Consider the following 23,781-nt stretch of genomic DNA (forward strand, 5'->3'; position numbering starts at 1 on the left):
GCAACAATTTCATTTTTTGGTGAAATGAGGTGTTTATTTAATAAAAATGCAAGGTTGATAAAAAATATTTGATTTAACACAATAAAATTCTGAAAAATTGCGTTATTTCGATATATAATATTACAACAAGCCATTATTAACCTTAAACCAACAACCTATGAACACTACAAGATTCTATAAATCCATGTATGTAGGCTTTTACAGATGGAGTTTCAAAAATTTTGGTCAGGGTAGTTTACCCCGCTTTAATTCGCTTTTTGGATTGAATTTTTTGCTGATCGTATTTTTAACCACATTACTGTTGATCGCACAGCTTTGTTTAAAATCGAGTTGGTTTAATGTTAATCCCATGGCAGGTACTTTTATAATGCTGGGGGCGGCAGGCGCCTTACTGTTAAACTATTTTGTATTGTTAAACAATAAGCGATTTAATAAACTCAATATTGCCTTTGAGAAAATAAGCAAACACCATCAAAAAATATGGTCGGTTATGATACTGGCCTGTGTAATTGCATCCTGTGGATTTATGATGGTTATTGCCCGGGTAGCCTAATTTCAAGATCAAAAATAGCAGTCCGCCGTCTCTTGATATAGAGGCGGCGGTTTTTTATATGTACCTATTTAATATCTTTCTGTTTTCCTCTGCTAATTAAAAATATTTATCTTACGCATTGATTAAACTTTATCACAGTGTTGGTTAAAACTTTTGGCAGTGCGGTTTATGGTATTGAGGCTATTACCATAACAGTTGAGGTAAATATAGCGGCGGGTACTAAATATTTTATAGTTGGCTTGCCCGATGTGGCCGTAAAAGAAAGCTATTTCCGGATTGAATCGGCGCTTAAAAATACCGGCTTCCGGATGCCTCGCCAGCAGGTGGTAGTAAATATGGCCCCTGCAGATATCAAAAAGGAAGGGTCTTCCTATGATCTAACCATTGCCACGGCCGTTTTGGCAGCGTCAGGTCAGTTGGAACCGGAGAATCTGGATAAATATATTATTATGGGTGAGCTATCACTCGACGGAAGTTTACAGCCCATTAAAGGTGCGCTCCCTATAGCTATACAAGCCCGTAAAGATGGTTTTAAAGGATTTATTCTCCCTAAGCAAAATGCTCGTGAAGCCGCTATTGTAAATGACCTGGAAGTTTACGGCGTAGATAACATCAAAGAGGTGGCCGGATTTTTTAATGGAGACCTGAACCTTGAGCCCGAGAAAGTGAATACCCGTGAGGAATTCTATAACAGCTTGAGCAACTACGATAGTGACTTTAGCGAAGTGAAGGGCCAGGAAAACATCAAACGCGCGCTGGAAATTGCCGCGGCAGGCGGGCATAATGTAATATTGATCGGTCCGCCGGGAGCGGGAAAAACCATGTTGGCCCGAAGGCTGCCTTCTATTTTGCCTCCCCTTAGCTTATATGAATCTTTAGAGACCACCAAAATACACTCGGTTGCAGGCAAACTGGCCGCGGCTGATGCGTTGGTTACCATCAGACCCTTTCGCTCGCCGCACCATACCATTAGCGATGTGGCATTAGTTGGAGGAGGAGGCAATCCGCAGCCCGGTGAAATTTCGCTGGCACACAATGGGGTATTGTTTTTGGATGAATTACCCGAATTTAAGCGCAGCGCACTGGAGGTAATGCGCCAGCCGTTGGAAGAACGCCGCGTAACCATATCCCGGGCTAAGTTTACGGTGGATTATCCATCAAGCTTTATGCTGGTAGCCAGTATGAACCCCTGCCCCTGCGGTTATTATAATCACCCCGAAAAAGAATGTATTTGTCCGCCGGGAATGGTGCAAAAATATTTGAGTAAGATCTCTGGACCGCTGTTGGATAGGATCGATCTGCATGTAGAAGTAACGCCGGTAAATTTCAGCGAGCTATCCTCAGACCGCGCTGCCGAAAAGAGCGAGTTGATCCGTGAACGGGTGATAGCAGCCCGTGAGATACAGATAGAACGCTTCGGCAATCGCCAAGATCTGCATGCCAATGCTCAAATGAGCCCACAGATGGTACGCGACCTGTGTAAAATAGATGTTGCTGGCCAAACGCTGCTCAAAAAGGCTATGGAAAAATTGGGCCTCTCTGCCCGGGCGTACGACCGGATCCTGAAAGTATCCCGCACCATTGCCGATCTGGCCGGCAACGAAGAAATCAAACTGGAACACCTGGCCGAGGCCATTCATTTCAGGAGTTTGGATCGGGAAGGCTGGGCTGGGTAGTATGGAGACGGAGTCTCCGTGCATAGTGGTCCGTAGTTTCCAGCTACGGACAGCGCGGTGATGAAAGCTTAACGACTTCGAGCTATTATACCCGAAGTCGTTAAGCTGTATTAACTATATTGCCTGGTCAACATACACTTTTTGTATCCTTATGGAGGAGTTGTTTGTTAGGTCGTTATTCCAAAAGGTAAGGGCTAATGCGGAAACACTCACATTGCTGTAAAGCTGATAAATTGTTGGAGTTGTAGTTAAGGCAACAGTACTTTGAGTAATAACTGTTGTCCCGTTTAATCGCTGATAGTTTAATACTTGTCCTGCAGTATCTGCATAACAGCAGATATAAATATTCATTAAGCCTGTTACTCCTGGTCTGAATGTTATTGATGATCCATAGGCAGCTATGGGGGGCAGGATAAACTCGTTATTGATACATTTTAATGTTAATCCGTAATTGTTATTTGTAAGGCCATCCGTTGATGGGGTTGCGAGATAAACACAGTTGCTGGATAAGGGTAGCTGCTTTTGAGAATTAAACGGAACCCCATCTTCTCTTGAATTTCCTGAGTATATAAATACGGCTTTTATTGTTGGATTATACCAATATGGATATCCATTAGCATTTAAAAACAGGCTTCCCATTGTGACGCCTCTGGTAAAATTATTTCTTATTGTAACTAAACAAGAAACGGTTATAGCGGAAAAGTCAAGCCAATACGGCGCAATGCCTGACGCCACATCAACCCGGTTATCGGTAACAGATACCTGGTAAGAGGGGGGTAAAAACTTCAATACACTATTCATTGTCGGGCCTGTTGGGATCCGTTCAAACAAATTGTATTCAATTTTAGGATCCAGATCGCTGGATATAATATAACTACCTCCCCTTGCTGATAAAATATCGTTGTGAGAAACTAATGTTTGTGAACCAAAAGTGGTATGGCTAATTAAGTTAATGGCTGCTACTAATGGAGAAAATATGCGATTGTTGCTGATTGTACATAAATCACTTCCCTGAAAATCTATGCCGGTGTCGAAACTCTGAACAGAACATTTATTAATTACACCATCAAAACATTTTGACCATTGAATGCCTATTCCTCCATTAGCTATAGTTGTGTTATTTGTTCCCAAAATATTAACTTCTTCTATGTAAGGACGCATAACATAACCTTGCTGTGAATCACTACCATCACTAAAGCCTTTAGTAACATCATTAATTTTGATCCCGCTGTATCCATGAATTTGTAGTTTGAAAAATTTGGGAGCTTCATAAGTACCCAGACCAGCAGGCGCCTGATAATAAAACGCAAAGTCGGTTACCGAAGAATTTATAATTGAGGAGTTCATTCCATCACCGGTTACAGTAATGCTATCGGGTAATATAATAGTCGCGGATATTGCATAATTTCCTGCCGGAAAATATAAAATGCCTTTACCGGTAGCATTTATCGCTTTTTGTATAGCGGTTGTATTATCCGATCCCGAAATCCCAAACCACCTTACATTTACAGGTCCTGAATATACCCTTTTCCAAACCCCTGTACTTGAGGTTCCATTGTACAGGATAATGGTACCGTCGTTATCGGTTACGCCGGTAAGGCTGCTGTCCCAAAAGAAAATACCTTCGCCACCATCACCTATAGATGAATAGCCCTGGACAAATACAAACTCACTCCCTGAAGTGTAGGGAAGCGCCCTTAGTGTTGAATAATTTAATGTAAACATAATTGGTAGGTTGAATGATTATTGTGATATAAATTTATGAAGCAACTGAGTCAGATTCATTCACGAAACTGTTAATAATAGATTATATAATTGGTCAGCCTTAATGTTTAGGTTATCCGTAGTTATCAGACCAATAAAAAACGCGTCATCGCTTATAATATTATAAGCGATGACGCGTGATAAAATGCTGTAATAGCTTAGATGCTTACCTTACTTCCCCACCCAAAATTGTAACCAATGCAAATTATACCCCCCATTATTGGCGTAAACCCTTACCCTATTAGTTCCTGCTTTAAGTCGGATATCTTTTACGGTGATCACCTGCCAGGTTTTAAGGCCGCCGGTATTGGGTATAGCAATTTCTTTTGCTTGATCGGCGCCGTTTATATTAAGCGTTAATTTGGCATCATCGGTTGCGGAAGCTACTTTTAGTTTAACCGAATAAATCCCTGCTGTTTTTACCTGTATGGTGTATTGGGTCCATTCGCCGGTTTCTATGTGGTCAACATAAAAACTGTTGTAGGCAGTGGAATCTTTGCTGATGTCCACGCCATCATTACGATAAATGCGCCCGTGATTTCCGATGCCCGGTTTTCCGGAGGTATGGTAGTCGGCCGTGTCGGTATCAAAATAGGCAAAACCATTGCGACCAAGGTCATAGTCAACAGCGTTGATGATGGTACCATTGGTAACCTTATTGGCTTTAAATGGTTTGGTTGCGGTAGTGAACGGTTGCCTGAAAATAGCATCGATCACATCATGGTGAATAATGGCGTTCTCTAATTTAGCATGAATGGCCATTTCGAGTGTGCCGCTGTATACATTGCTTTCCTTGGGTTTGTGTTTACCGGTATTCAGGTAACGGGTTACATCATCATAATTCAAGTTGGAAGGGATCTCGATCGGGTTGTTATTGCCCATCTTCTTCAAAGGCCATAAAGCCCAACCCAGATTATTTTTCTCCAACAAATGGATTTCCTCCGTCAGCCATACGTTGGAGTTTTCGCCGGTCTCTCCTATCCAGGCAGGCACGTTATACTGATCACGGGTTTTGATGATGTGTTCTACCGATTTTTGATCGTTAAAATTCCAGTATTTGTGAAAGCTCAGCACCATGTTTTTATCCCAGGTAGGCAGTATGCCGTTATAGTTATTACCCCAGCCGTTACCCTCAATAATGATGATGTGTTTTTTGTCCACCTCGCGAATAGCATCGGTAATGTCTACCATTAATTTGCGTAAGGGAGCATTGGTTTTTTCCTTTAACCCGTTTTTATCATTGGCCGGATCATCAAAACCCCAGTTGGGTTCATTGATGATATCATAGCCGCCAATGTTTGGTTCATTTTTATACCTGTCGGCCAGTTTGTGCCAAAGAGCTATCATTTTTTGTTTATTGGCTTCGCTGTCCCACAATGATGGCACATTGGTGTTGCGATCTGATATATTGAGGTCGTTACCCTGGCCTCCAGGCGCGGCATGCAGATCAAGGATCAGGTACATATGGTTTGCTTTGCACCAGGCCAACAGGTCGTCGGTCATTTTAAAACCCTTGTCTATCCAGGTATTTTGCCCGGCAACCGGCTCTTTTTCAACAGGTAGCGTATAAAGGTTATAATGCATCGGTAAACGCACCGAGTTAAAGCCCCAGCGGTGCATCGAATCAATATCTATTTTTCGGGTATTGTTGGCGAGCCAGGTATCATAAAATTCCTTGGTTTCGGCAGGGCCCATCAGCTCTTCCAACCTTTCGCGGATGCGGTATTGGCGACTGTCCTTATTAATATGCAGCATATAACCCTCCTGCAACATCCATCCACCCAGGCCCATGCCGCGCAGCAATACATTTTTGCCGCTTTCGTCCACTATCTTTTTGCCATCTGCCTTTAAAAAGCTTTGGGCGCTGCCCTGTAACGAAATAAACGAAACGAGTAAGACCAGGAATAATGCCCTTACCGATATATTTTTAAAAGTTTGTAGTAACATGATATGATATACTTAGGTTATTGGTATAAACAAATAGTTAAAGAACGCTTACCAGATATAAGTGCCTACAGAGCCCTTATCCAGGGCAGTGGTAACAGCTTGGCCATTATATTTGATACTAAAAGTCTGCGACGAGTCGCTGGTGTTGGCTACAATAAGAACCTTTTTACCATTCGGCGTTTTAAAAGCCACGTTTGGCAGTGTATCCGAGTTATTTGAAGCGATACGAACCGAACCAGGACGAACAAATTTAGACGCGTGGGCTATGGAATAGTAAGCCAGATTGCGTTTTACCGCGTTTTTATCGATAGTTACCGCGCCCTGGCACATGGGACAACCTCCCCGGTCGGTATAGGGTTTATAATCTGGATCGGCGGCCAAATTCCATTCCAGTACGTTGCGGCTCCAGTTGCGGGTTGCGCCAATGATCAATCTTTTAACCGGCGAGGCTATATTGATGGTGGAACTGTTCTCTTTTTCAACCACCATTTGCTCCGTAAAATAAAGGTTTTTATCCGGGTGGGCATTGTGCACATCGGTTAACGCCTCAATATCCCCGCCGTATAAATGGAAGCTAGAACCGTCGATATATTTACGGGCGGCAGGGTCATTCAAAATGGAGATCGGATAATCAGGTCGGTCGGCATTATGGTCATAAATAATGATCTTGGTTTTGATGCCAGCAGCTTTAAAGGCTGGTCCGAGGTTGTTTTTAATAAACTCACCTTCGTCCGGAGCTACCAATAGTAAACTCGGATTGTTGCCGGGATGCAAGGGTTCGTTTTGAATGGTAATGGCGTCAATCGGAATCCCATTAGCTTTCATCCCCTGTATATATTTTACCAGGTATTTGGCATATACGCCATAATATTCTGGCTTTAAACGACCGCCACGGGTATCTTCATTGGTTTTCATCCAAGCAGGCGGCGACCAGGGTGAGCCTAATATTTTAATAGCCGGATTGATAGCCAGTATCTGTTTCATCACCGGGGTCACATCCTGCTTATCTGGTCCAAGGTCAAAATGTTTCAAGGTTGGGTCTGTTTGTCCCGCGGGCATATCATCATAAGAGAATACTTTTTCGTTCAGGTCAGATGCTCCAATGCTTAACCTGATATAGCTTACGCCAATGTTATTATCATTAGTGGCAAACAACTCTTTGAGTAAGGCCGAACGGCTATCCGGACTCATGCGAATAATGTGCATGGCGCTGCCCCCCGTTAACGCAAAGCCAAAGCCATCAATAGGCTGGTAAGTTTTTTTGTCGTCAATACTGATGGTAAATCCGCTATCGTTAGCCGGTTTAAAAGTTAAAGCATCTTTTTGCTTTTCAAATAAAACAGATCTATCGGCCCTGGTTAGCCATAAACTGGCCTGAACCGCTTTTTGTGCATTGGCGTTGATTGTGGTGCCAAACAGCAGCGGCCACAATAAAAGTGATCGGATATTTTTATTCATAAATTAAATTTAACAGGAAGGTTACTGCTGCAAATTGGTTCAAATAAGGCTTAAATTGAATGGTAAATTTATTATTGTTTTCAATATAATGGGATATAAATTATTGAGTAACTAATATATTACGAAAGTGTAAAACATACACCGGATTATGTATTTGATTTGAGGTTTTTGCGCCCTATTTTAACACTACAACAAAAAACATAAAGCCCAATATTAATTCGGCTATCATGTATATTAATTAAGACTTTAAATTATTTGCCAGTATTGGAATTTATTTATAGTTTCACGGGTAGTATAATAATGGAAGAACCGCGCAAAAAGATCATCATATTTGATGATGATGAAGATATACTTTCTATTTGCAGTTATATCTTAGAAGAGAAGGGATGGGAAGTGCATACTTTTACCGATTGCAACAACATTGTTGGTAAAGTGTTGCCGATTTTACCAGATGTTATATTAATGGACAACTGGATACCTGATGCCGGAGGAATTGTAGCTACCCAAACACTTAAAAAAAGCGAAGAATTAAAACATATCCCGGTTATATACTTTTCGGCTAATAGCGATATCCAATTATTGGCCAGCCATGCCGGCGCCCAAACTTATCTGGCCAAACCCTTTGATTTGGAAGATCTGGAACGGGTTATAAGTAATGTATTGACGACGCAATAAAATATTCTTTATATAAACAAAAGAGCCCCTTCCTAATCGAAGGAGCTCTTTTCATGACTAATTTTGTAGCCCACCAGGAACACCTGGTACACCTCCTCCGCCGTTGCCGCCATCGCGCCTTCCACCACCATCTCTGAACCGGCCAGGACCCATATTATCCTGAACAGGGGCCTTGCCTGCAAATTTTTTAAGGTTAAGGGTAAACGTTAACAGATAATATCTTGAAAGCCGGTTAACACGAGATTGGGTCAATGAACTGGCTGTTGATGTTGATGAAAAGCCTGTGTTTTGATTAAACAAGTCAAAACCAGATAAACGGAGAGTTGCTTGCTTATTTTTCAAAAAGCGCCGCTCCACATACAAGTTCAGGATGTTAGGGTTGGTAACCTTAATATCCGAACTGTAACCGTAGTTAGTGGCCTTGGAGTAATCATAGCTAAAAACCCAATCGCCAAAGTAGTTTTTACCGGTAAGACCGATGTTCCAGGTCCTGATATTCGAAGTTCCGCTTAACAGCGGACTTTCTACAGAGTTGCTTGTTCGGTTGATGGCGTAGTTGGTTAAAATTTGTGCGTCAATAACGTTATTGATGTCAACCCTGAAACGGACTTCCGGGGTAAATACCAGGTTTTTGGCAATGTTTTTTTGAGTAGTGGCCGCAAATGAAGTTGAATCGATATCGGTTAGATAGCCTATATTATTGGTGTAGGTAGCGGTACCGTTAAAAGAAAGCGTGTATTTACGGTTTTCCCATGGTTTTGAATAAGTTAAACGGCCCGAACCGGTGTAATATCCATCAGCATTTAAATACTGGGTTAAAATGGTGTTTTGGAATCTCGGGTTAGGCGAATAAAGACGAGGATAGGTAATGGTGTTGGTTACCACCTGGTTTTGTACACTCTGGAACGATAGGTTAGCAAAGAATACATCACCTGTCTGGAAACTGAACTTATTATACCTGATCGAAAAATTGTTGGTAAACTGTGGTTTCAGATTAGGGTTGCCTTCAACCGGGTAAAGCGCGTTTGAAAAGTCGATAACGGGTTGTAATTGTGAAAAACTTGGCGTGCTACTTGATCCGTTATAGTTAACACTGAATGACTGGCTGCGCGAAAAATTATAAATGAAACGGGCGGTTGGAATCACATTAAATGTAGAGATGTGCGTTGAAACGCCGGTTACCGGTGAGTTGCCATCTAAAACGGATGGTTGAACGCCTAAGCCTAAAGTATAGTTATATTTCTTTTCAATAAAACGGTAGTTTAAGCCTACCTTATTGGTTGTAAAGGTGTAATTATAACGGTTGCTTAACGCGCTGTCGCTTCTGAACGAAAAATCAGCCTCATTAAAGAGCGTATCAGTTTCTTTGTTATTGGTTGTAATAGCACGGTTAAACGCGTAGTTAAGTTCCAGATATGAGCGTTTGCCTATTGGGTTCAGGTATGAAACGTTGGGCCCGTAACTGTTGGTACGGCTATAAGTATTGATCATTTGATTGGCCGGAGCAGTAGGGGCACCTGCTGTAAAATCATAAACCGGATTTTGGTATGACCAGCTTGGCGCCGAACTTACGGTAGCATTAATGCTCAGGTTGTGGCGGTTTTTAAAGCGATGGTTAAATAAGGCGGTGAAACCATAATTCGGAGCTTGTGAATCGCCGCTGGTAAGAGAGGTATAAGCGGAACTTACTTGGCCATCACGGGTAAAGGTAGAAGCCTCGGTTTCGTTGGTATTTGTGCCCGCGTATGAAAATGTTGGTGTAACCTTTAAATAGTTGATCGTATCTGGTTTATACTCCATATTCCAGGTAAACCGGTGGTTTATATTCTGATCTTTTTCAACACTGTTTTGGTTTTGTGTTGTACCCGACCTGTTTTCCTGCAATGTATTGGTTGTTGTTGTAACCGTATTATCGGCAAAGCTATAGCTACCATATACCGAAAGCTTTTTACCCCATTGGTCGCGGAAGTTAGCTCCCAGGGAATGTGCGTTGGTTTCGCCATTTTGCGTAGTTATTAAGCTGCCCGAGTTACCACCGCCCCGGCCTGCATTACCACGGCCGCCTCCGCCAAAACCTCCGCCTCCAAAACCTCCGCCTCCACCGCCGGTTGGGCTGCCGAATGAAAAAGTATTTACGTTGGTATTGTTAATGCTTCCTAAAACAGCAATTTGCTGGTCGCCATTAAAATTAAAAGCATTTATCGATCCTATATAACGAGTTTTATCAGGAATACCCTGGCTTTGAGGTAGTGCGTCTCTACCACCGCCAGCTGTGCCCTGTCCAAAATAACCATAGTTTTTATCCTTACGAATGGTGATGTTCATGATCTTATCCGGCTCGCCGGTTTTAACGCCGGTAAGGTTAGCCTGGTCGCCATAATCATCAATCATTTGAATGTTCTCAATCACATCGGCAGGCAGGTTTTTAGTAGCGCTTTGAACATCGCCTCCCATAAAGTCCTTACCGTTTATGCGCACCTTGGTAACCTGTTTGCCTTGGGTAGTAATGTTTCCATTTACGTCTACATCAACACCGGGTAGCTTTTTGATCAGGTCTTCGGCCGGTGCATTCTCCCGTACTTTATAAGCACTGGCGTTGTACTCCACGGTATCCTCTTTCAAAGTTACCGGATTAACACCCACAATAGTAACCACATTAAGCATATTGGTTGAAGCTTTCATGATGATGTTACCCAGATCAACGGGCTTTCCGTCGGGATCTAATGAAAAGTGTTTTTTGATAGATGTAAAACCAATGGATGATAATGTAAGTGTTATTTTACTGCCCTTAATACCCGAAAAAGCGAACTTTCCATTCGCATCGGCAATAGATATGGTACTATCCCCGCCATTTGATATGAGCTTAATACTGCTGCCCGGTAACGACAGTTTGGTAGTGTCTACAACGGTGCCGCTAATATCATGCGTGGTTTGTGCCAGCGAGTTGAATACCGTTAAAATGGTTAGACTTAAAATAAGGAACAGGGGTTTCATAGAGTGTTTGTTCTGCTTAAAAATTTTATTAATTATACATTGGACACAATCCAATTGCAAATGTTCAACTTATAAAGTATTAAATATTAAAAAAGCATACGATTGTTACATAAGAGGCGCTAAATGCTTATTAATCATATCATTGTTACAAATATTAAGCGTAAAATGGCCTGCAATATCAGCTCTTTTGCGCTTAATAAGGGCCTTTATTAAATTAGTTGATATGCAAAACTGTTGCTACTTCACTGTAATTTTTAAAATTGATACCCGGATGAGCGATTTGCAAGGTGGTAACGCTGCCCCCTGGAATAACTACAATTTTAAAATCGAGCCCGGTTTGTGAAAAATTGGCTTTGATATCGACATAACCAACTCCAAAGTCAGATAAGGTAATGGTTCTGCCGGCTTCGCTGTAAGGCAATGCATAATATGCCCCGGTACTTCCTGTAGTTCTAAAGTAAGCTAAAACACCACCACTGTCAACTATATCCTGGGTAATGGCCGGTATCGTGAAATTGGTAAATCCGGTTAGAGTAACACTTTTATCGATTAACAAATAACTTTTAACACTCATGGTACCATCGGCTCCGTTAGCGCCATTAGATCCGGCTGGTCCTTGAGCACCTGTTGGCCCTGTTGCTCCGGTATTGCCCGTTGCTCCTTGTGGACCGCCCGGTCCCGGTGAGCCGGTATCTCCTTTAGGACCTTGTGCGCCATTGGTTCCGTTAACCCCCGCCGGCCCCGGATCTCCCTTTTTACAAGCGTTTATACTGAATAGACATATCAATAAAGCAGTAAATAATAGTCGCGGTTTTCTCATGAATTTTTAAGTTTTTGGATGGAGTTGTGGACTTATTACGGATGTATGAATAATTAGTTTCAGGCGATGAGAATAGCGGAACAATTATTGTTGCCGATTAAAAAAGGAAATTAGTGTATTGTTTAAATAATACAAAAAGTGAACAACAAAACCGGCGAATGTTTCGTTATGTTTAAAATCAAGTTAACCTATGAATAATATTAGCAGCACACTGCACTCAAAAGTGCACAATTGGATTGATGCCATCGGATTTCGGTTAAATGCGTCACAAACCAATAATAAAAGCCACGTCACCACTAATCATTATTTCTTTGAAACCTTTAATTTTTTTGAGAAAAGACGAAGGAATCATCCGGAAAGCACAAAATTTTTATGTTTTGATGCCTATGGAGAAAAGATCAATGTAAGGTCACTGCTTGATCTGCAGATTGCTTTTTTCGAAAACATCAGTCAGCTTAAATAGCTATGCTATAGCTGGTTATTATAACCCTTGTTCAATTCTCCCTGACTAATGCTGCATGTGTCAGGTATATTCATAAAAAAACCTGCTTAAACTAAGCAGGTTTTTTTATGAATGAGCAGATTAATAGTCTGTTGGTGTTTTTGGCCAGCAATTCATATAACCAGCTTCTGAGTTTTCTTTCAATATATCATTATTGTTTATTCCCCGCATCAATGTCCCCTGGATGTTGATCACTGCTTTATCCGGATTTAGCGCATCTTTAATACGCAGGTGAAGATCAGCAAAGTGAGCTGTGGTTAAGGCATCCCCACCCTTTGGTAACCCGGCATCTATTTTCTTCAATTCTGCACGTACCATTGGTCTGATATCAGATAAAACAATGTTTATTGGCGTTAGGCCGAAAGAAGCCAATTGCGCGCTTGTTACGCCCGGGAATGAAAAACTCGCGTCGGTGATCAGTAAACTTTTCAGGTTTTCAATATAACCGCGTTGCAGATTACGTTTAAACGCGTCTGGTTTGCTGCTGTTAAATACTCCGCTGTGAATATCTGTAAACAGTTCGGCAACAGTATAAGCATTGTTGCCATTTTTGGCTTCATTATCATACATGCGTGCCAGCCTTGATGGACTAATTACATTGGCCAAAACCGAAACCTGGATTGATTTGATCCGGCCGAGTACAACCCCGTTATCAAATTTGCTTAGTTCGGGCTTGTTTATTAACCATAGCGGGGTTTCAAACAATTGCTTGTTTAAAAACAGCATAGCATCATGTTGCAGGTTCTTGTTTACAAAACCATAAACAGCCCCTTTTTGATCATAGGTTTTAAAGTTTTCATTCATACCACCAATATTGGTAGTAACATGACCCATGTAACGATAAAACTGGCCTATAACCTCGTTGTATAATTCTGCTACATCGCTAAAATTCTCGTTTTTTTGATAGGTCCATTTTTCGAGGTTAGGTAAAATGCGTTTTAAGTTAGCTATGCCATAAGTACTGGCTTTCATGGCATTATCGCCCAGGTCCTCGTTTTGCAGGCGTGGGTCAATGGATGTACCCTGGCGGCCAAAGTAATAAAGCGCGTTGCCGGCTTTTTTATCGGTCCAATCGGCCAATATTTCTTTTTCCTGTACCGCTGTTTTATTGCCTGGGAACCAGCTGTAACCCCATTTGATGGCCCAAAGGTCGTACTCACCTATTTGCGGATAAAGGTGCGTAACGCCATCGCCTGGTTGGGCGATGTAGTTAAAACGGGCATAGTCCATAATAGATGGCGCCGTACCGTGTTTATCAGTAAATGTTTTAGAACGAAGTGAATCAACCGGATAAGCATAGCTTGAACCGAAGTTATGCGGTAAACCAAGCGTGTGGCCAATTTCATGTGATGATACGAAACGGATAAGTTCGCCCATTTGCGCATCAGTAAATTGAGCTTTGCGGGCGGCGGGGTTTACTGCCGCGGTTTGTATCAGGTACCAATCGCGCAGCAGGCTCATTACGTTATGATACCAGCCAACATGGCTTTCCAGGATCTCGCCGGTACGCGGATCAGAAACATGGGGGCCATAAGCGTTCTCAACATCTGATGCAAAATACCTGATTACACTATAGCGGGCATCCTCAGTGCTAAATTCAGGATCCTGTTTATGGGTTGGCGCTTCTTTACCAACAATAGCATTTTTAAAACCTGCCGCTTCAAACGCTTTATTCCAGTCGTTTATGCCGGCTATGAGATAAGGCACCCATTTTTTTGGCGTTGCCGGATCAATATAGTAAACTATTTGTTTTTTGGGCTCAACCAGTTCGCCGCGTGAGTAAGCAGCCGGGTCTTTAGGCTCCAGTTTCCACCGATGTATATATGCGGTTACCTGGGCTTTTTGAGCGTCTGTGCCATAATCGGTTTGGCGCTGGCCAAAAAAGCCAACCCTTTCATCGCTGATACGGGCTTTCATGGGTGTTTTGGGCAATAACAGCATGGAGGTATTGAACTCAAAAGTTATAGCTCCTGTGGAGTTATCCGTAGGCGATTCTGCAGAGCGATAGGTTTTTAAAGTACGAGCCTCCAGGTTTATCGGAAAACTTTTAATGGTATCAATATAAGAGCGGGTATTATCAACTCCAGAAACTTTATAGGCTTTTTTAACATTATCTGTTAGGCCAATAGCGCTTATATCACCATTGTAAAAATCGGTAACATCAATCAGTACGCCTGTACTGTCCTTATTAAATGCTTTGATATCAAAGGAAGCCAATACAGCATCCAGATTTGAGTTTTTAACAGATTGGTACATATCGGTAGTACTATCCGCTCTTATAGAATAGCTGGGAACCCGAATAAAGATCTGTTTATCATGGCGCTCCCATTTCCAAACCTGGTCGTTCAGTTCTTCTCCACCATATTGCTGACCGAAGGTTTTTAAACCACCCGGGGTTTTAACATAGCGGGTAACCACCAGCATTTCACGGTTAATCAAAGAGTCGGGAATTTCATAGTAATACTTGCCATCAACCTTGTAGGTATTAAAAAGACCGCTGTCGGCCTTTGTTTTACCGGTTATAACATCGGCGAATTTTTTAATGCCCTCTTTTTTGGGTGCACCAACTGTTGCCGTAGCTACGGCAGTTCCGCCTGGTCCTGATGTTGTTTTAAGGGTTATGGTTTGGTTTGCTGTGTGTTTTTTGGTAGCGCATGAGCTGGCTAAAACAGCAAAAATAAAAGCAGAGCCCCGTAAATAACGGCCCGCGATAAGGTTTGTCTTCATTTATGTCAATACTTAAACAGTAAACTTAACTAAAATAAACACGATGTTATAACATATAATAGGGTGAATTTTAAAAATCACCCTATTATATGCGTCTTTTGAGGGTAAGAATCACTTTATCTAATTTTTTATCGTGATAAACGTCAAGCAAAAGGCTACGATCGTTCCGGGACTTGAATATCTCGTCAATTTCTTCGAGGGTCATTTTTGATACCGATTTAAAATTGATAGCTACTATTTCGTCATCCCTTTCCAGGCCAACTTCATCGGCAGCGGAACCAGGTTCAACGCGGTTAATAATGATCCGATCAAAATTATCGCCGGCAGCATAGTATTCCAATCCGCTCATATCATGCTCAAACGGGGCTTTATAATTTGAGCCGGGTTTTAGGTACATGGTGTTATGGGTATAATCCAGGATAACCGAAAAGCGCTTTAAAGTCCCAATACCCAGGTTACCGTCCCGGGGAACAGAAAGGGAACTTTGGGCATTATTGATATCCGGAAAAGAGGCTATTAGCTGCTTGATTTTAAATTTACCCAATTCTAATGACTCCAGCCGCCCGATATACCCATTAATAGGGCCGTTTAAGCCAATACCGAGGTTGGCTGAGGCAATAAATTTTTGCGGAAGACCATAACGTTTTACCACCGTTTCGAGCGAGATGGGGTGCCCGGCTCCCAGATCAATAATCAGCTTGGTTTTTATATTCTCGCCGCTTTGTAGTTTTACCCATGTTTCTACGTATGGTTTCCGGTCTTCAATGGTGATGGGAATCGGTACCCCCTTTCGAAACACTTTCAGGTCCTTTGGTCGCCAAACGGTTAAGGTACTATCAGGAACATTAATTTTGACGGCAAGATTGTTGAAAAACTCGTAGCCAAGTAAGCCATGTATGGGCATACCCGCATAACCGGATAAACTGAACAGGTCCTTTTTCAAAATGGCTGCAGCTACATCATAACTTACCAATCCGGGTATTTCAATATCTAATGGAGAGGTAACATAAGCTTCAGCGTCTTCGCCCTCCCCAAGCCCGGGTATTTTTAAGGTTCGTTTGTTAGGAATAGAGATAGAATCGATTAATTTAGGGTCGGTAATGATCATTAAGCCAACACCGGTATCTAATATAAAATTGAACGGGCCTTTATGATTAATGCTTAATTTAATCACCATAAGGCTCCGCACCAGGCGAAAAGGGATGGTTACTTTTTTTTTATGATAATCGAGATCAAAGTATTGTGCTTGTGCGGCAAAAAAGCAAATCGAAAATAAACACGTCAGCCATACTGCCCGGAATTGCTTTATTTTATGAAATAGCGTGAGTAGCAAGGTTATTATAGTTGGTATATTAAATTTACAACAATAATTGGTTAAATTGAATAAATGTATGCTAAAAACAACTTTTATATTTCTGCTAATAATTTGCGGTTTGGTGTTATTTAATGATACCGTTTATGCCCGAACTATAAAAAAGAGAAAGATAAAAAAGCAATTTAAGCACTCCCTGATCATGCGCGATCATTTCACGGGCTTCGCTTTGTATGATCTGGATGATCAAAAAATGATATATGAGTTAAATGCTGATAAATATTTTATCCCGGCATCCAATACAAAGCTATTTACTTTTTATACCTGCCTTAAAATGCTGGGCGACTCCATACCTGCACTTCGTTATGAGTTGCATAATGACTCGCTGGTGTTTTGGGGTACTGGTGACCCTTCATTTCTGCATAGCGATCTCAAAGGGACTAAAAGTCTGGGCTTCCTGGCCCGGAGTAATAAAAGCCTATACTACTCAACAGCGGGTTATGCGAATAATTTTTTTGGGACAGGCTGGGCCTGGGATGATTATAATGATTATTACCAGGCTGAAATAACAGACTTGCCCATAGAAGATAATGTGGCCTTATTATATGCTGATGGTAATGGTAACCTGCAGATCAAGCCATCCTATCTTAAACGGTTTTTAAGCAGCGATACGAGTTATCATCCGGATAAGTTTAAGGTTAAACGTGATTTTTTGCGTAACAGTTTTATTTACCCGGTAATGCCCATACCGCCAAACTTTAAACAGGAGATTCCCTGGAAAACAAGCGTGGAACTAACATTGGAACTATTGCGGGACACACTGAAAAAGCCCGTATGGCCTGTAAATATACCATTAAGCGCTACCGCGAAAACGATCTACAATGTGAACTCGGGTACAGTTTATAAACGAATGCTACAACCCAGCGATGATTTTATTGCAGAGCAGCTATTGTTGACCTGTTCATCGGTCAAATTTAATACCCTCAATACCGATTCGGTGATCGGCTATTCCAAAACGCACTTTTTAAATGATCTGCCGGATGAACCGCAATGGGTTGACGGCTCCGGGCTTTCGCGTATGAATTTGTTTACTCCACGAAGTATTATCGCCCTATTGCAAAAAATTAAAGCCCAGGTAAATAACGACTCGTTATTGTATAGCATGCTGCCTGCCGGCGGTGCTACCGGGACACTTAGAAATGCTTATAAAACAGATAATGGACGGGTGTTTGTCTGGGCAAAAACCGGCTCCTTATCCAACAACTATAATCAAAGCGGCTACCTGGTTACCCGAAAAGGAAAACGTCTGGCATTCTCCTTTATGAATAACAATTTTACCCGATCTGTTAAAGAAATCCGTGACGAAATGGTACGGATCATGACGTATATTCATGAAGAATTTTAAATCCTTTCCAGCAATAAATGTTCATGAAAAGACACAGAGTAAAAAACGTTAAAATGATGCGGTTAAACTGTTTTAATTTAACCGCCGCATCAGCTGCTCTTCTACCATTTTAAATACCTGTACCGGTTTTAACGTACGCCAGCCCAGATCATCAAGCACACCGCCAAAATTGATATAATAATCAATATTGTTGCGTTTAAATTCATCTATTACGTGCTCGCGGAAATTGATACCGGCTATCCAGCCGTCCTCAACATCCTGAAACCACTCTTCATAATAACAATCATCAGAGGAGTGGAAGTTGAGCACATTTTCGCCTATCAGTATAAAATGATTGATGCCGTTATCGATCATGAGCTCCAGCAGCTCACGCTTCAGCATCATGATGTCGTTGTTGATGGCGTCGTTCCACTCGCCAATAAGCTCAATAATGGTGTACCCCTTTTCATAATCGGCAAACAGTACTTTAAGGTACAATGTGTTGGAGCCGAAGGAATCCCACTGCGGGTGCAACAGATAGTTATATACCTGCTTATCAAATTCAAACTCACTATATTCAGTAGCATAAAAAGGTGAATATTCATCTTCTGATGCTATGTAATCATCCCGCCACCGGTAATATGGTTCTATCTCGTGCATATCTTCAGATTTCAAATGTGCAGATTTCAAATGAGTAGAATTATTATGTACAGATCATTTTTAATAATTTGCACATCTGCACATTTAAAATCTGCACATCAAAAAATTATTTTTTATAATTATCAACCGCATTGCGTACGCTTCCGTATTGTTTTAACAGCGCTGCGGCCTCATCTTCATTTAACCCGGTTTCTTCCATTACCATGCGGGCTCCACGGTTAACCAGCTTGTTATTACTCAGCTGCATATCAACCATCTTGTTTCCTTTCACCCTGCCTAACTGAATCATGACACTGGTGCTCAGCATGTTTAAAACCAGCTTTTGAGCCGTGCCGGCTTTCATCCGGGTTGACCCGGTTAAAAACTCCGGTCCGGTAATTACCTCAACCGGGTATTGTGCTTCGGCAGCCACAGGGCTACCACTATTACAAACTATGCAGCCGGTTACAATATTATGTTTATGAGCCATTTTTAACCCTCCTATTACATATGGAGTAGTGCCGGAAGCCGCAATGCCCACCACAACGTCTTTATCAGTAATGTGAAACTCTACCAGATCTTTCCAGGCTTGTTCTGTATCATCTTCGGCAAATTCTACCGCTTTGCGTATGGCGCCATCGCCGCCGGCAATAATACCAACAACCATATCAAACGGAACACCAAATGTTGGGGGGCATTCTGAAGCATCAACCACACCTAAACGACCGCTGGTACCGGCGCCAATATAAAATAAACGACCACCATCGCGCATTTTAGCGGCTGTTATAGTAGCCAGGCGTTCAATTTGAGGCAAGGCTTTTTTAACAGCCAGGGGAACTGTTTGGTCTTCCTTGTTAATGCTTTCCAATATCTCAAGAACAGATAGCTGCTCTAAATTCTTATAATGTGATTCCCGCTCCGTAATGGTTTCCATTAATTTTAAATAATTTATAACAAAATTCGGTAAAAAACATCAAATGAAAGGATGCCAATAAAAATTATTGATGCGGCATTGATTAACTTTGTTTGCTGAATATGAAAAAGACCGCGGGCGTTATTTTCAGGACGATGGTCCTGGTGCTGTTAGGGATTACCATTGGGTTGCTGATAGGCGATAGAAAATTTGCCGACCGGAACCTTGGTTTTTCATTTTCAGATAATAACAAGCTGTCGAAAGTTTTAGACCTGGTTGGTCATAATTATGTTGATAGTGTTAACATCGACAGTATTGAAGGGGCATCTGTTAATGAGATGCTTCAAAATCTGGATCCGCATTCGCTTTATTTACCGCCACAACAGGCACAATCAATTAACGAACGTTTAGATGGTGGGTTTAATGGCATTGGCATCGAATTCCAAATATTACGGGATACCATGGTTATTACGCAGATTTATGAAGGGGGCCCTGCCTCCAAGGCGGGTTTGCCGGCAGGCAGCAAAATAATTACCGTAGATAATAAAAAATTCGCCGGAACAAAGCTTACCACAGATAGAGTGAATAAGGTTTTTAGAGGAGAAAAGGATACTCCCTTATTGCTTGGCGTTGCCAATGGAACGGAAATAAAAACATACGCCATAAAACGGGGCCGTGTTGATCTGAGCAGTGTGAACGCAGCTTATATGGCTAACCCGACAACGGGTTATATTAAAATAGGCAAGTTCGCATCAACTACGGATACAGATTTCCGCAAAGCGCTGACTAAACTTAAAACAGATGGCATGAGCAGTTTGCTGCTTGACCTTAGAGGTAATGGCGGCGGATATTTGAACGCGGCAACAGCTCTGGCAGATGAGTTTTTGGGCAAAGGCAAATTAATTGTATATACCAAAGGCATTCATGAACCCCGTACAGATTATTTTGCCACCGATTCTGGCTCGTTTCAACAGGGAAAGGTAACCGTATTGATTGATGAGTATTCGGCCTCGGCGAGTGAAATTTTGGCAGGCGCATTGCAGGATTTGGACCGGGCTACCATTGTAGGCCGCCGCTCATTTGGCAAAGGCCTGGTGCAGCAGCAGTTTCCGTTTGGCGATGGCTCTGCCGTAAATTTAACCGTGGCCCGGTATTATACCCCATCGGGCAGATCGATCCAAAAATCATATAAAGGAGGTTTGGAAAGCTACCGGAACGAACTGGCCTTGCGGATGAAAAAGGGTGAACTTTTTTCGGAACAGAGCATCCGGAATGATTCTGTTTTTAAAGGCTCGTATCATACCCTAAGCGGACGTAAAGTTTTTAGTGGAGGCGGCATTATGCCTGATGTTTTTGTGCCCGCTGATACCGCACAGAGCACCTACGTTGTACAGAACCTAATTGACCAGCAACTTTTCACAGCCTATGTGATTGACCGGATGCAACCCATGTTGAACAAATTTGCAACCGGCGATGATTTTATAAAAGAATATACTGTTAGTGATGATGATTTCCACAACTTTATCCTGTACTCTTCAAAAACAATAAAGGAAATAGACTCGCACGAATTGTTGATATCCCGCGACTATATCAAAAGCATCCTCAAAGCCAACGCCGCCCGTTTTAAATGGGGTGATAATGCTTTTTATGAGGTAATGAATAGCAATGACGAGGCCTTTAAAAAAGCGCTGACCAATTAACAGGATTTTTAGGATTGGGAAAAAGATTTACAGGATTTCTTTACAAGATCCGCTATTTATATAGCGCGCGATCATTGTTGTGTAAGGGTAATCCTGTAATCTACTATTAATCCTTAAAATCGTGTCCTACTTCTGCCTGAACCAAACTTGTATAGGCGCGCCGGCAAAATCAAAATTCTCCCGTAGCTTGTTTTCAATAAAGCGATAATAAGGCTCTTTTATGTATTGCGGCAAATTACAGAAGAACGCGAACATGGGCGATGTACCTGCAATTTGCGTTATATACTTGATTTTTACGTATTTGCCTTTGATGGATGGTGGTGGATAGTTTTCGATAATAGGCAGCATCACCTCGTTTAATTTAGAGGTAGCTATTTTACGGGCACGATTTTGATAAACCTGGTTAGCTACATCAATTACCTTTAACACACGCTGTTTTTCGGTAACGGAGGTAAATACAATAGGCACATCAGTAAAAGGCGCGATCTTTTCACGGATCTGCTCTTCAAAAACCTTGATGGTTTTGTTATTCTTTTCGATGAGGTCCCATTTGTTTACTACGATGAGTACGCCTTTTTTATTTTTTTCGGCCAGGTGAAAAATATTCATATCCTGCGACTCAAACCCTTCTACCGCATCAATCATCAGGATGATGACATCGGCTTCTTCCAGGGCTTTAATGGTACGCATTACGGAGTAAAACTCTATATTTTCCCTCACCTTTGTTTTTTTACGCAAACCGGCAGTATCAATCAGCATAAAATCATGGCCGTACTGGTTATAGTGGATATGGATAGAATCGCGAGTGGTGCCGGCTATAGGCGTAACAATGTTACGGTCCTTGCCTATCAAGGCGTTAATAATAGATGATTTGCCCACGTTTGGCCGCCCAACAATAGCATATTTAGGCCGGGTGTTTTCTTCTGGAAATTCATCCTCAAAGTGCTTTACTACCTCATCGAGCAATTCGCCGGTACCTGAACCGGTCATGGAGGAGATATTATAGATTTCCCCTAAACCAAGACTGTAAAACACGGTAGCATCAGATAAAAGGGCATTGTTATCCATTTTATTAACCACCACAAACACCGGCTTGTTGCCTTTACGCAACATGTTGGCAATTTCATCATCAAGATCGGTAATACCGGTGGTAACATCAACCAGGAACAGGATAACCGAGGCTTCTTCAATAGCTATCTCTACCTGTTCGCGTATAGCCGCCTCAAATACATCGGCAGAGTTGGCAACGTAGCCTCCGGTATCAATAACGGTAAAATGATGGTCGGTCCATTCAGAAACGCCGTAGTGCCTGTCGCGGGTTACACCGCTAAAATCGTCGACAATGGCTTTGCGGGTTTCAGTTAAACGGTTATATAAAGTTGATTTGCCTACGTTTGGGCGGCCCACTATGGCTACTATGTTACTCATTCTTTTTAGATTTGAGATGTAAGATTTGAGATGAGCGGCCATTTAAGCCTCCATATCCAAATCCACATCAAAATTATTTGATTAATTTATAAATACCAGATTTATCTCAAATCTAATATCTCAGATCTCACATCTGTGGTTTTATTCGTATCCGAATTTTTTAAGGTAATTTTTTTTGCTGCGCCAGTCGGGTATCACTTTCACAAACATCTCGAGGAAAACTTTTCTTTGAAAAAACTCTTCCATATCGCGACGGGCATAGGTGCCTACTATTTTAAGCATTTTGCCCCCCTGGCCAATGATGATGTTTTTTTGTGAGTCGCGCTCAACAATAATTTCGGCGCTGATGCGGTGCAGGGTTTCGCCTTCAACAAAGGCGGTTACAATAACCTCGGCACTGTAAGGAATCTCTTTTTTATATTGTTTAAGCAGTTGCGCGCGGATCATTTCTGACGCGAAAAAACGGTCGTTACGATCAGTCAGGGCATCTTTTTCGTAGTAAGGTGGATGCTCCGGCAGGTTTTCTACCACAAAGTCCATAACGGCTTTGATATTATGCTCCAACAGGGCCGAGATCGCGAAAACCGCTTTTGGCTTTAGTTTTTCCTGCCAAAATTCTACTTTCTTTTTTACCGTTTCTTCATCACTTTGGTCAATCTTGTTGATCAGTACCGCAATTGGGGCTAATGAACCTTCCAGCTTTTTAAGCACATCGGTTTCATCAAATTCCTCATAAATGTCGGTAACCAGCAAAATCAGGTCGGCATCTACAATAGAACCATCTACCTGGTGCATCATGCTTTCGTGCAGGGCATAGTGAGGTTTGATGACGCCAGGCGTGTCAGAAAACACGATCTGGTAGTCGTCGGTATTAACAATTCCCAAAATACGGTGACGTGTAGTCTGTGCTTTGGGGGTGATGATAGACATTTTTTCGCCAACGAGGGCGTTCATAAGGGTTGATTTACCTGCATTGGGCTTACCAATTATACTTACAAAACCCGCCTGATGACTCATATAAAAATAATTAAAAATATATTTGGACTGCAAAGAAACGAATTATATCTTTGCAGTCCAATTAAAACGGAGTGCAAATTGCATTTTTGACAATTGGAAGGAACTTTCCGAAGTTATGACGGAATGCAACATATAAAAATACAGTGCGGGATGGAGCAGTTGGTAGCTCGTCGGGCTCATAACCCGAAGGTCGTAGGTTCGAGTCCTGCTCCCGCTACGAAAGTTAAAAGCCTCAAGTCGAAAGATTTGAGGCTTTTTTGCGTTTGGGCAGA

17 protein-coding genes and 1 tRNA gene are annotated in these 23,781 nt (G+C 41.9%); 7 read left to right on the forward strand and 11 right to left on the reverse strand.

Annotated features, from left to right (window positions below):
* Positions 1-157: 157 nt before the first annotated feature.
* The gene (locus tag ACNURT_RS02725; protein ID WP_419700437.1) at positions 158-553 is read left to right on the forward strand and encodes a hypothetical protein; all 396 of its coding nucleotides are present in this window, start codon (positions 158-160) and stop codon (positions 551-553) included.
* A 137-nt stretch (positions 554-690) separates the two neighbouring features.
* Positions 691-2,229 carry a YifB family Mg chelatase-like AAA ATPase gene (locus ACNURT_RS02730; protein WP_419700438.1) on the forward strand — a complete coding sequence of 513 codons (1,539 nt, stop codon included), beginning with the start codon at positions 691-693 and terminating at the stop codon, positions 2,227-2,229.
* Positions 2,230-2,343: 114 nt separating this feature from the next.
* On the opposite strand, the gene ACNURT_RS02735 is transcribed toward ACNURT_RS02730, so the two are convergent.
* The 3 genes from ACNURT_RS02735 to ACNURT_RS02745 form a co-directional block, all read right to left on the reverse strand.
* Positions 2,344-3,954 carry a glycosyl hydrolase family 28-related protein gene (locus tag ACNURT_RS02735; RefSeq protein WP_419700439.1) on the reverse strand — a complete coding sequence of 537 codons (1,611 nt, stop codon included), beginning with the start codon at positions 3,952-3,954 and terminating at the stop codon, positions 2,344-2,346.
* Positions 3,955-4,164: 210 nt separating this feature from the next.
* A complete protein-coding gene (locus ACNURT_RS02740; RefSeq protein WP_419700440.1) occupies positions 4,165-5,940 on the reverse strand; it encodes a cellulase family glycosylhydrolase in 1,776 nt (591 codons plus the stop codon).
* Between the two features lie 48 nt (positions 5,941-5,988).
* On the reverse strand, positions 5,989-7,398 hold the full coding sequence (locus ACNURT_RS02745; RefSeq protein ID WP_419700441.1) for a glycoside hydrolase family 30 protein: 1,410 nt from the start codon (positions 7,396-7,398) through the stop codon (positions 5,989-5,991).
* 300 nt (positions 7,399-7,698) lie between these two features.
* Between ACNURT_RS02745 and ACNURT_RS02750 the strand changes: the two genes are divergently transcribed.
* Entirely contained in the window at positions 7,699-8,073 is a 375-nt protein-coding gene (locus ACNURT_RS02750; protein WP_419700442.1) for a response regulator, read from the forward strand.
* 57 nt (positions 8,074-8,130) lie between these two features.
* On the opposite strand, the gene ACNURT_RS02755 is transcribed toward ACNURT_RS02750, so the two are convergent.
* Both ACNURT_RS02755 and ACNURT_RS02760 read right to left on the reverse strand, forming a co-directional pair.
* On the reverse strand, positions 8,131-11,067 hold the full coding sequence (locus ACNURT_RS02755; protein WP_419700443.1) for an outer membrane beta-barrel protein: 2,937 nt from the start codon (positions 11,065-11,067) through the stop codon (positions 8,131-8,133).
* A gap of 214 nt (positions 11,068-11,281) precedes the next feature.
* Entirely contained in the window at positions 11,282-11,887 is a 606-nt protein-coding gene (locus ACNURT_RS02760) for a hypothetical protein (RefSeq protein WP_419700444.1), read from the reverse strand.
* 190 nt (positions 11,888-12,077) lie between these two features.
* On the opposite strand from ACNURT_RS02760, the gene ACNURT_RS02765 reads away from it, so the two are divergent.
* A complete protein-coding gene (locus ACNURT_RS02765; RefSeq protein ID WP_090473681.1) occupies positions 12,078-12,350 on the forward strand; it encodes a hypothetical protein in 273 nt (90 codons plus the stop codon).
* 120 nt (positions 12,351-12,470) lie between these two features.
* Here the strand turns inward: ACNURT_RS02765 and ACNURT_RS02770 are convergent, their stop codons facing one another.
* Together ACNURT_RS02770 and ACNURT_RS02775 are read right to left on the reverse strand one after the other, a co-directional pair.
* The gene (locus ACNURT_RS02770) at positions 12,471-15,116 is read right to left on the reverse strand and encodes a zinc-dependent metalloprotease (RefSeq protein ID WP_419700445.1); all 2,646 of its coding nucleotides are present in this window, start codon (positions 15,114-15,116) and stop codon (positions 12,471-12,473) included.
* 85 nt (positions 15,117-15,201) lie between these two features.
* The gene (locus tag ACNURT_RS02775; RefSeq protein ID WP_370995879.1) at positions 15,202-16,449 is read right to left on the reverse strand and encodes an aspartyl protease family protein; all 1,248 of its coding nucleotides are present in this window, start codon (positions 16,447-16,449) and stop codon (positions 15,202-15,204) included.
* A 58-nt stretch (positions 16,450-16,507) separates the two neighbouring features.
* On the opposite strand from ACNURT_RS02775, the gene ACNURT_RS02780 reads away from it, so the two are divergent.
* The gene (locus ACNURT_RS02780; protein ID WP_419700446.1) at positions 16,508-17,833 is read left to right on the forward strand and encodes a D-alanyl-D-alanine carboxypeptidase/D-alanyl-D-alanine-endopeptidase; all 1,326 of its coding nucleotides are present in this window, start codon (positions 16,508-16,510) and stop codon (positions 17,831-17,833) included.
* 72 nt (positions 17,834-17,905) lie between these two features.
* On the opposite strand, the gene ACNURT_RS02785 is transcribed toward ACNURT_RS02780, so the two are convergent.
* Together ACNURT_RS02785 and murQ are read right to left on the reverse strand one after the other, a co-directional pair.
* A complete protein-coding gene (locus tag ACNURT_RS02785; protein WP_419700447.1) occupies positions 17,906-18,472 on the reverse strand; it encodes a hypothetical protein in 567 nt (188 codons plus the stop codon).
* 106 nt (positions 18,473-18,578) lie between these two features.
* Positions 18,579-19,385: an N-acetylmuramic acid 6-phosphate etherase gene (gene murQ, locus ACNURT_RS02790; RefSeq protein ID WP_419700448.1), complete on the reverse strand. Its 807-nt coding sequence runs from the start codon at positions 19,383-19,385 to the stop codon at positions 18,579-18,581.
* A gap of 101 nt (positions 19,386-19,486) precedes the next feature.
* Here murQ and ACNURT_RS02795 point away from each other — a divergent pair, with 101 nt between their 5' ends.
* Positions 19,487-21,064: a S41 family peptidase gene (locus tag ACNURT_RS02795; RefSeq protein WP_419700449.1), complete on the forward strand. Its 1,578-nt coding sequence runs from the start codon at positions 19,487-19,489 to the stop codon at positions 21,062-21,064.
* Positions 21,065-21,190: 126 nt separating this feature from the next.
* Here the strand turns inward: ACNURT_RS02795 and der are convergent, their stop codons facing one another.
* Positions 21,191-22,492 (reverse strand): ribosome biogenesis GTPase Der, encoded by a 1,302-nt coding sequence (gene der / locus ACNURT_RS02800; protein ID WP_419700450.1) that lies wholly within the window; start codon positions 22,490-22,492, stop codon positions 21,191-21,193.
* Positions 22,493-22,633: 141 nt separating this feature from the next.
* The gene (era, locus tag ACNURT_RS02805; RefSeq protein WP_419700451.1) at positions 22,634-23,509 is read right to left on the reverse strand and encodes a GTPase Era; all 876 of its coding nucleotides are present in this window, start codon (positions 23,507-23,509) and stop codon (positions 22,634-22,636) included.
* Between the two features lie 144 nt (positions 23,510-23,653).
* Here era and ACNURT_RS02810 point away from each other — a divergent pair.
* Positions 23,654-23,726: transfer RNA gene (locus ACNURT_RS02810), tRNA-Met, on the forward strand.
* Positions 23,727-23,781 lie beyond the last annotated feature (55 nt).

Origin of the sequence: Mucilaginibacter sp. NFX135 (assembly GCF_048565145.1) — a bacterium.
Lineage (GTDB): Bacteria > Bacteroidota > Bacteroidia > Sphingobacteriales > Sphingobacteriaceae > Mucilaginibacter.

Bases quoted from the DNA above. Each gene is read 5' to 3' on its own strand.
- ACNURT_RS02725 (WP_419700437.1), top strand. From the start codon at position 158: ATGAACACTACAAGATTCTATAAATCCATGTATGTAGGCTTTTACAGA.
- ACNURT_RS02735 (WP_419700439.1), bottom strand. From the start codon at position 3,954: ATGTTTACATTAAATTATTCAACACTAAGGGCGCTTCCCTACACTTCA.
- ACNURT_RS02740 (WP_419700440.1), bottom strand. From the start codon at position 5,940: ATGTTACTACAAACTTTTAAAAATATATCGGTAAGGGCATTATTCCTG.
- ACNURT_RS02745 (WP_419700441.1), bottom strand. From the start codon at position 7,398: ATGAATAAAAATATCCGATCACTTTTATTGTGGCCGCTGCTGTTTGGC.
- ACNURT_RS02750 (WP_419700442.1), top strand. From the start codon at position 7,699: ATGGAAGAACCGCGCAAAAAGATCATCATATTTGATGATGATGAAGAT.
- ACNURT_RS02755 (WP_419700443.1), bottom strand. From the start codon at position 11,067: ATGAAACCCCTGTTCCTTATTTTAAGTCTAACCATTTTAACGGTATTC.
- ACNURT_RS02760 (WP_419700444.1), bottom strand. From the start codon at position 11,887: ATGAGAAAACCGCGACTATTATTTACTGCTTTATTGATATGTCTATTC.
- ACNURT_RS02765 (WP_090473681.1), top strand. From the start codon at position 12,078: ATGAATAATATTAGCAGCACACTGCACTCAAAAGTGCACAATTGGATT.
- ACNURT_RS02770 (WP_419700445.1), bottom strand. From the start codon at position 15,116: ATGAAGACAAACCTTATCGCGGGCCGTTATTTACGGGGCTCTGCTTTT.
- ACNURT_RS02780 (WP_419700446.1), top strand. From the start codon at position 16,508: ATGCTAAAAACAACTTTTATATTTCTGCTAATAATTTGCGGTTTGGTG.
- ACNURT_RS02785 (WP_419700447.1), bottom strand. From the start codon at position 18,472: ATGCACGAGATAGAACCATATTACCGGTGGCGGGATGATTACATAGCA.
- murQ (WP_419700448.1), bottom strand. From the start codon at position 19,385: ATGGAAACCATTACGGAGCGGGAATCACATTATAAGAATTTAGAGCAG.
- ACNURT_RS02795 (WP_419700449.1), top strand. From the start codon at position 19,487: ATGAAAAAGACCGCGGGCGTTATTTTCAGGACGATGGTCCTGGTGCTG.
- der (WP_419700450.1), bottom strand. From the start codon at position 22,492: ATGAGTAACATAGTAGCCATAGTGGGCCGCCCAAACGTAGGCAAATCA.
- era (WP_419700451.1), bottom strand. From the start codon at position 23,509: ATGAGTCATCAGGCGGGTTTTGTAAGTATAATTGGTAAGCCCAATGCA.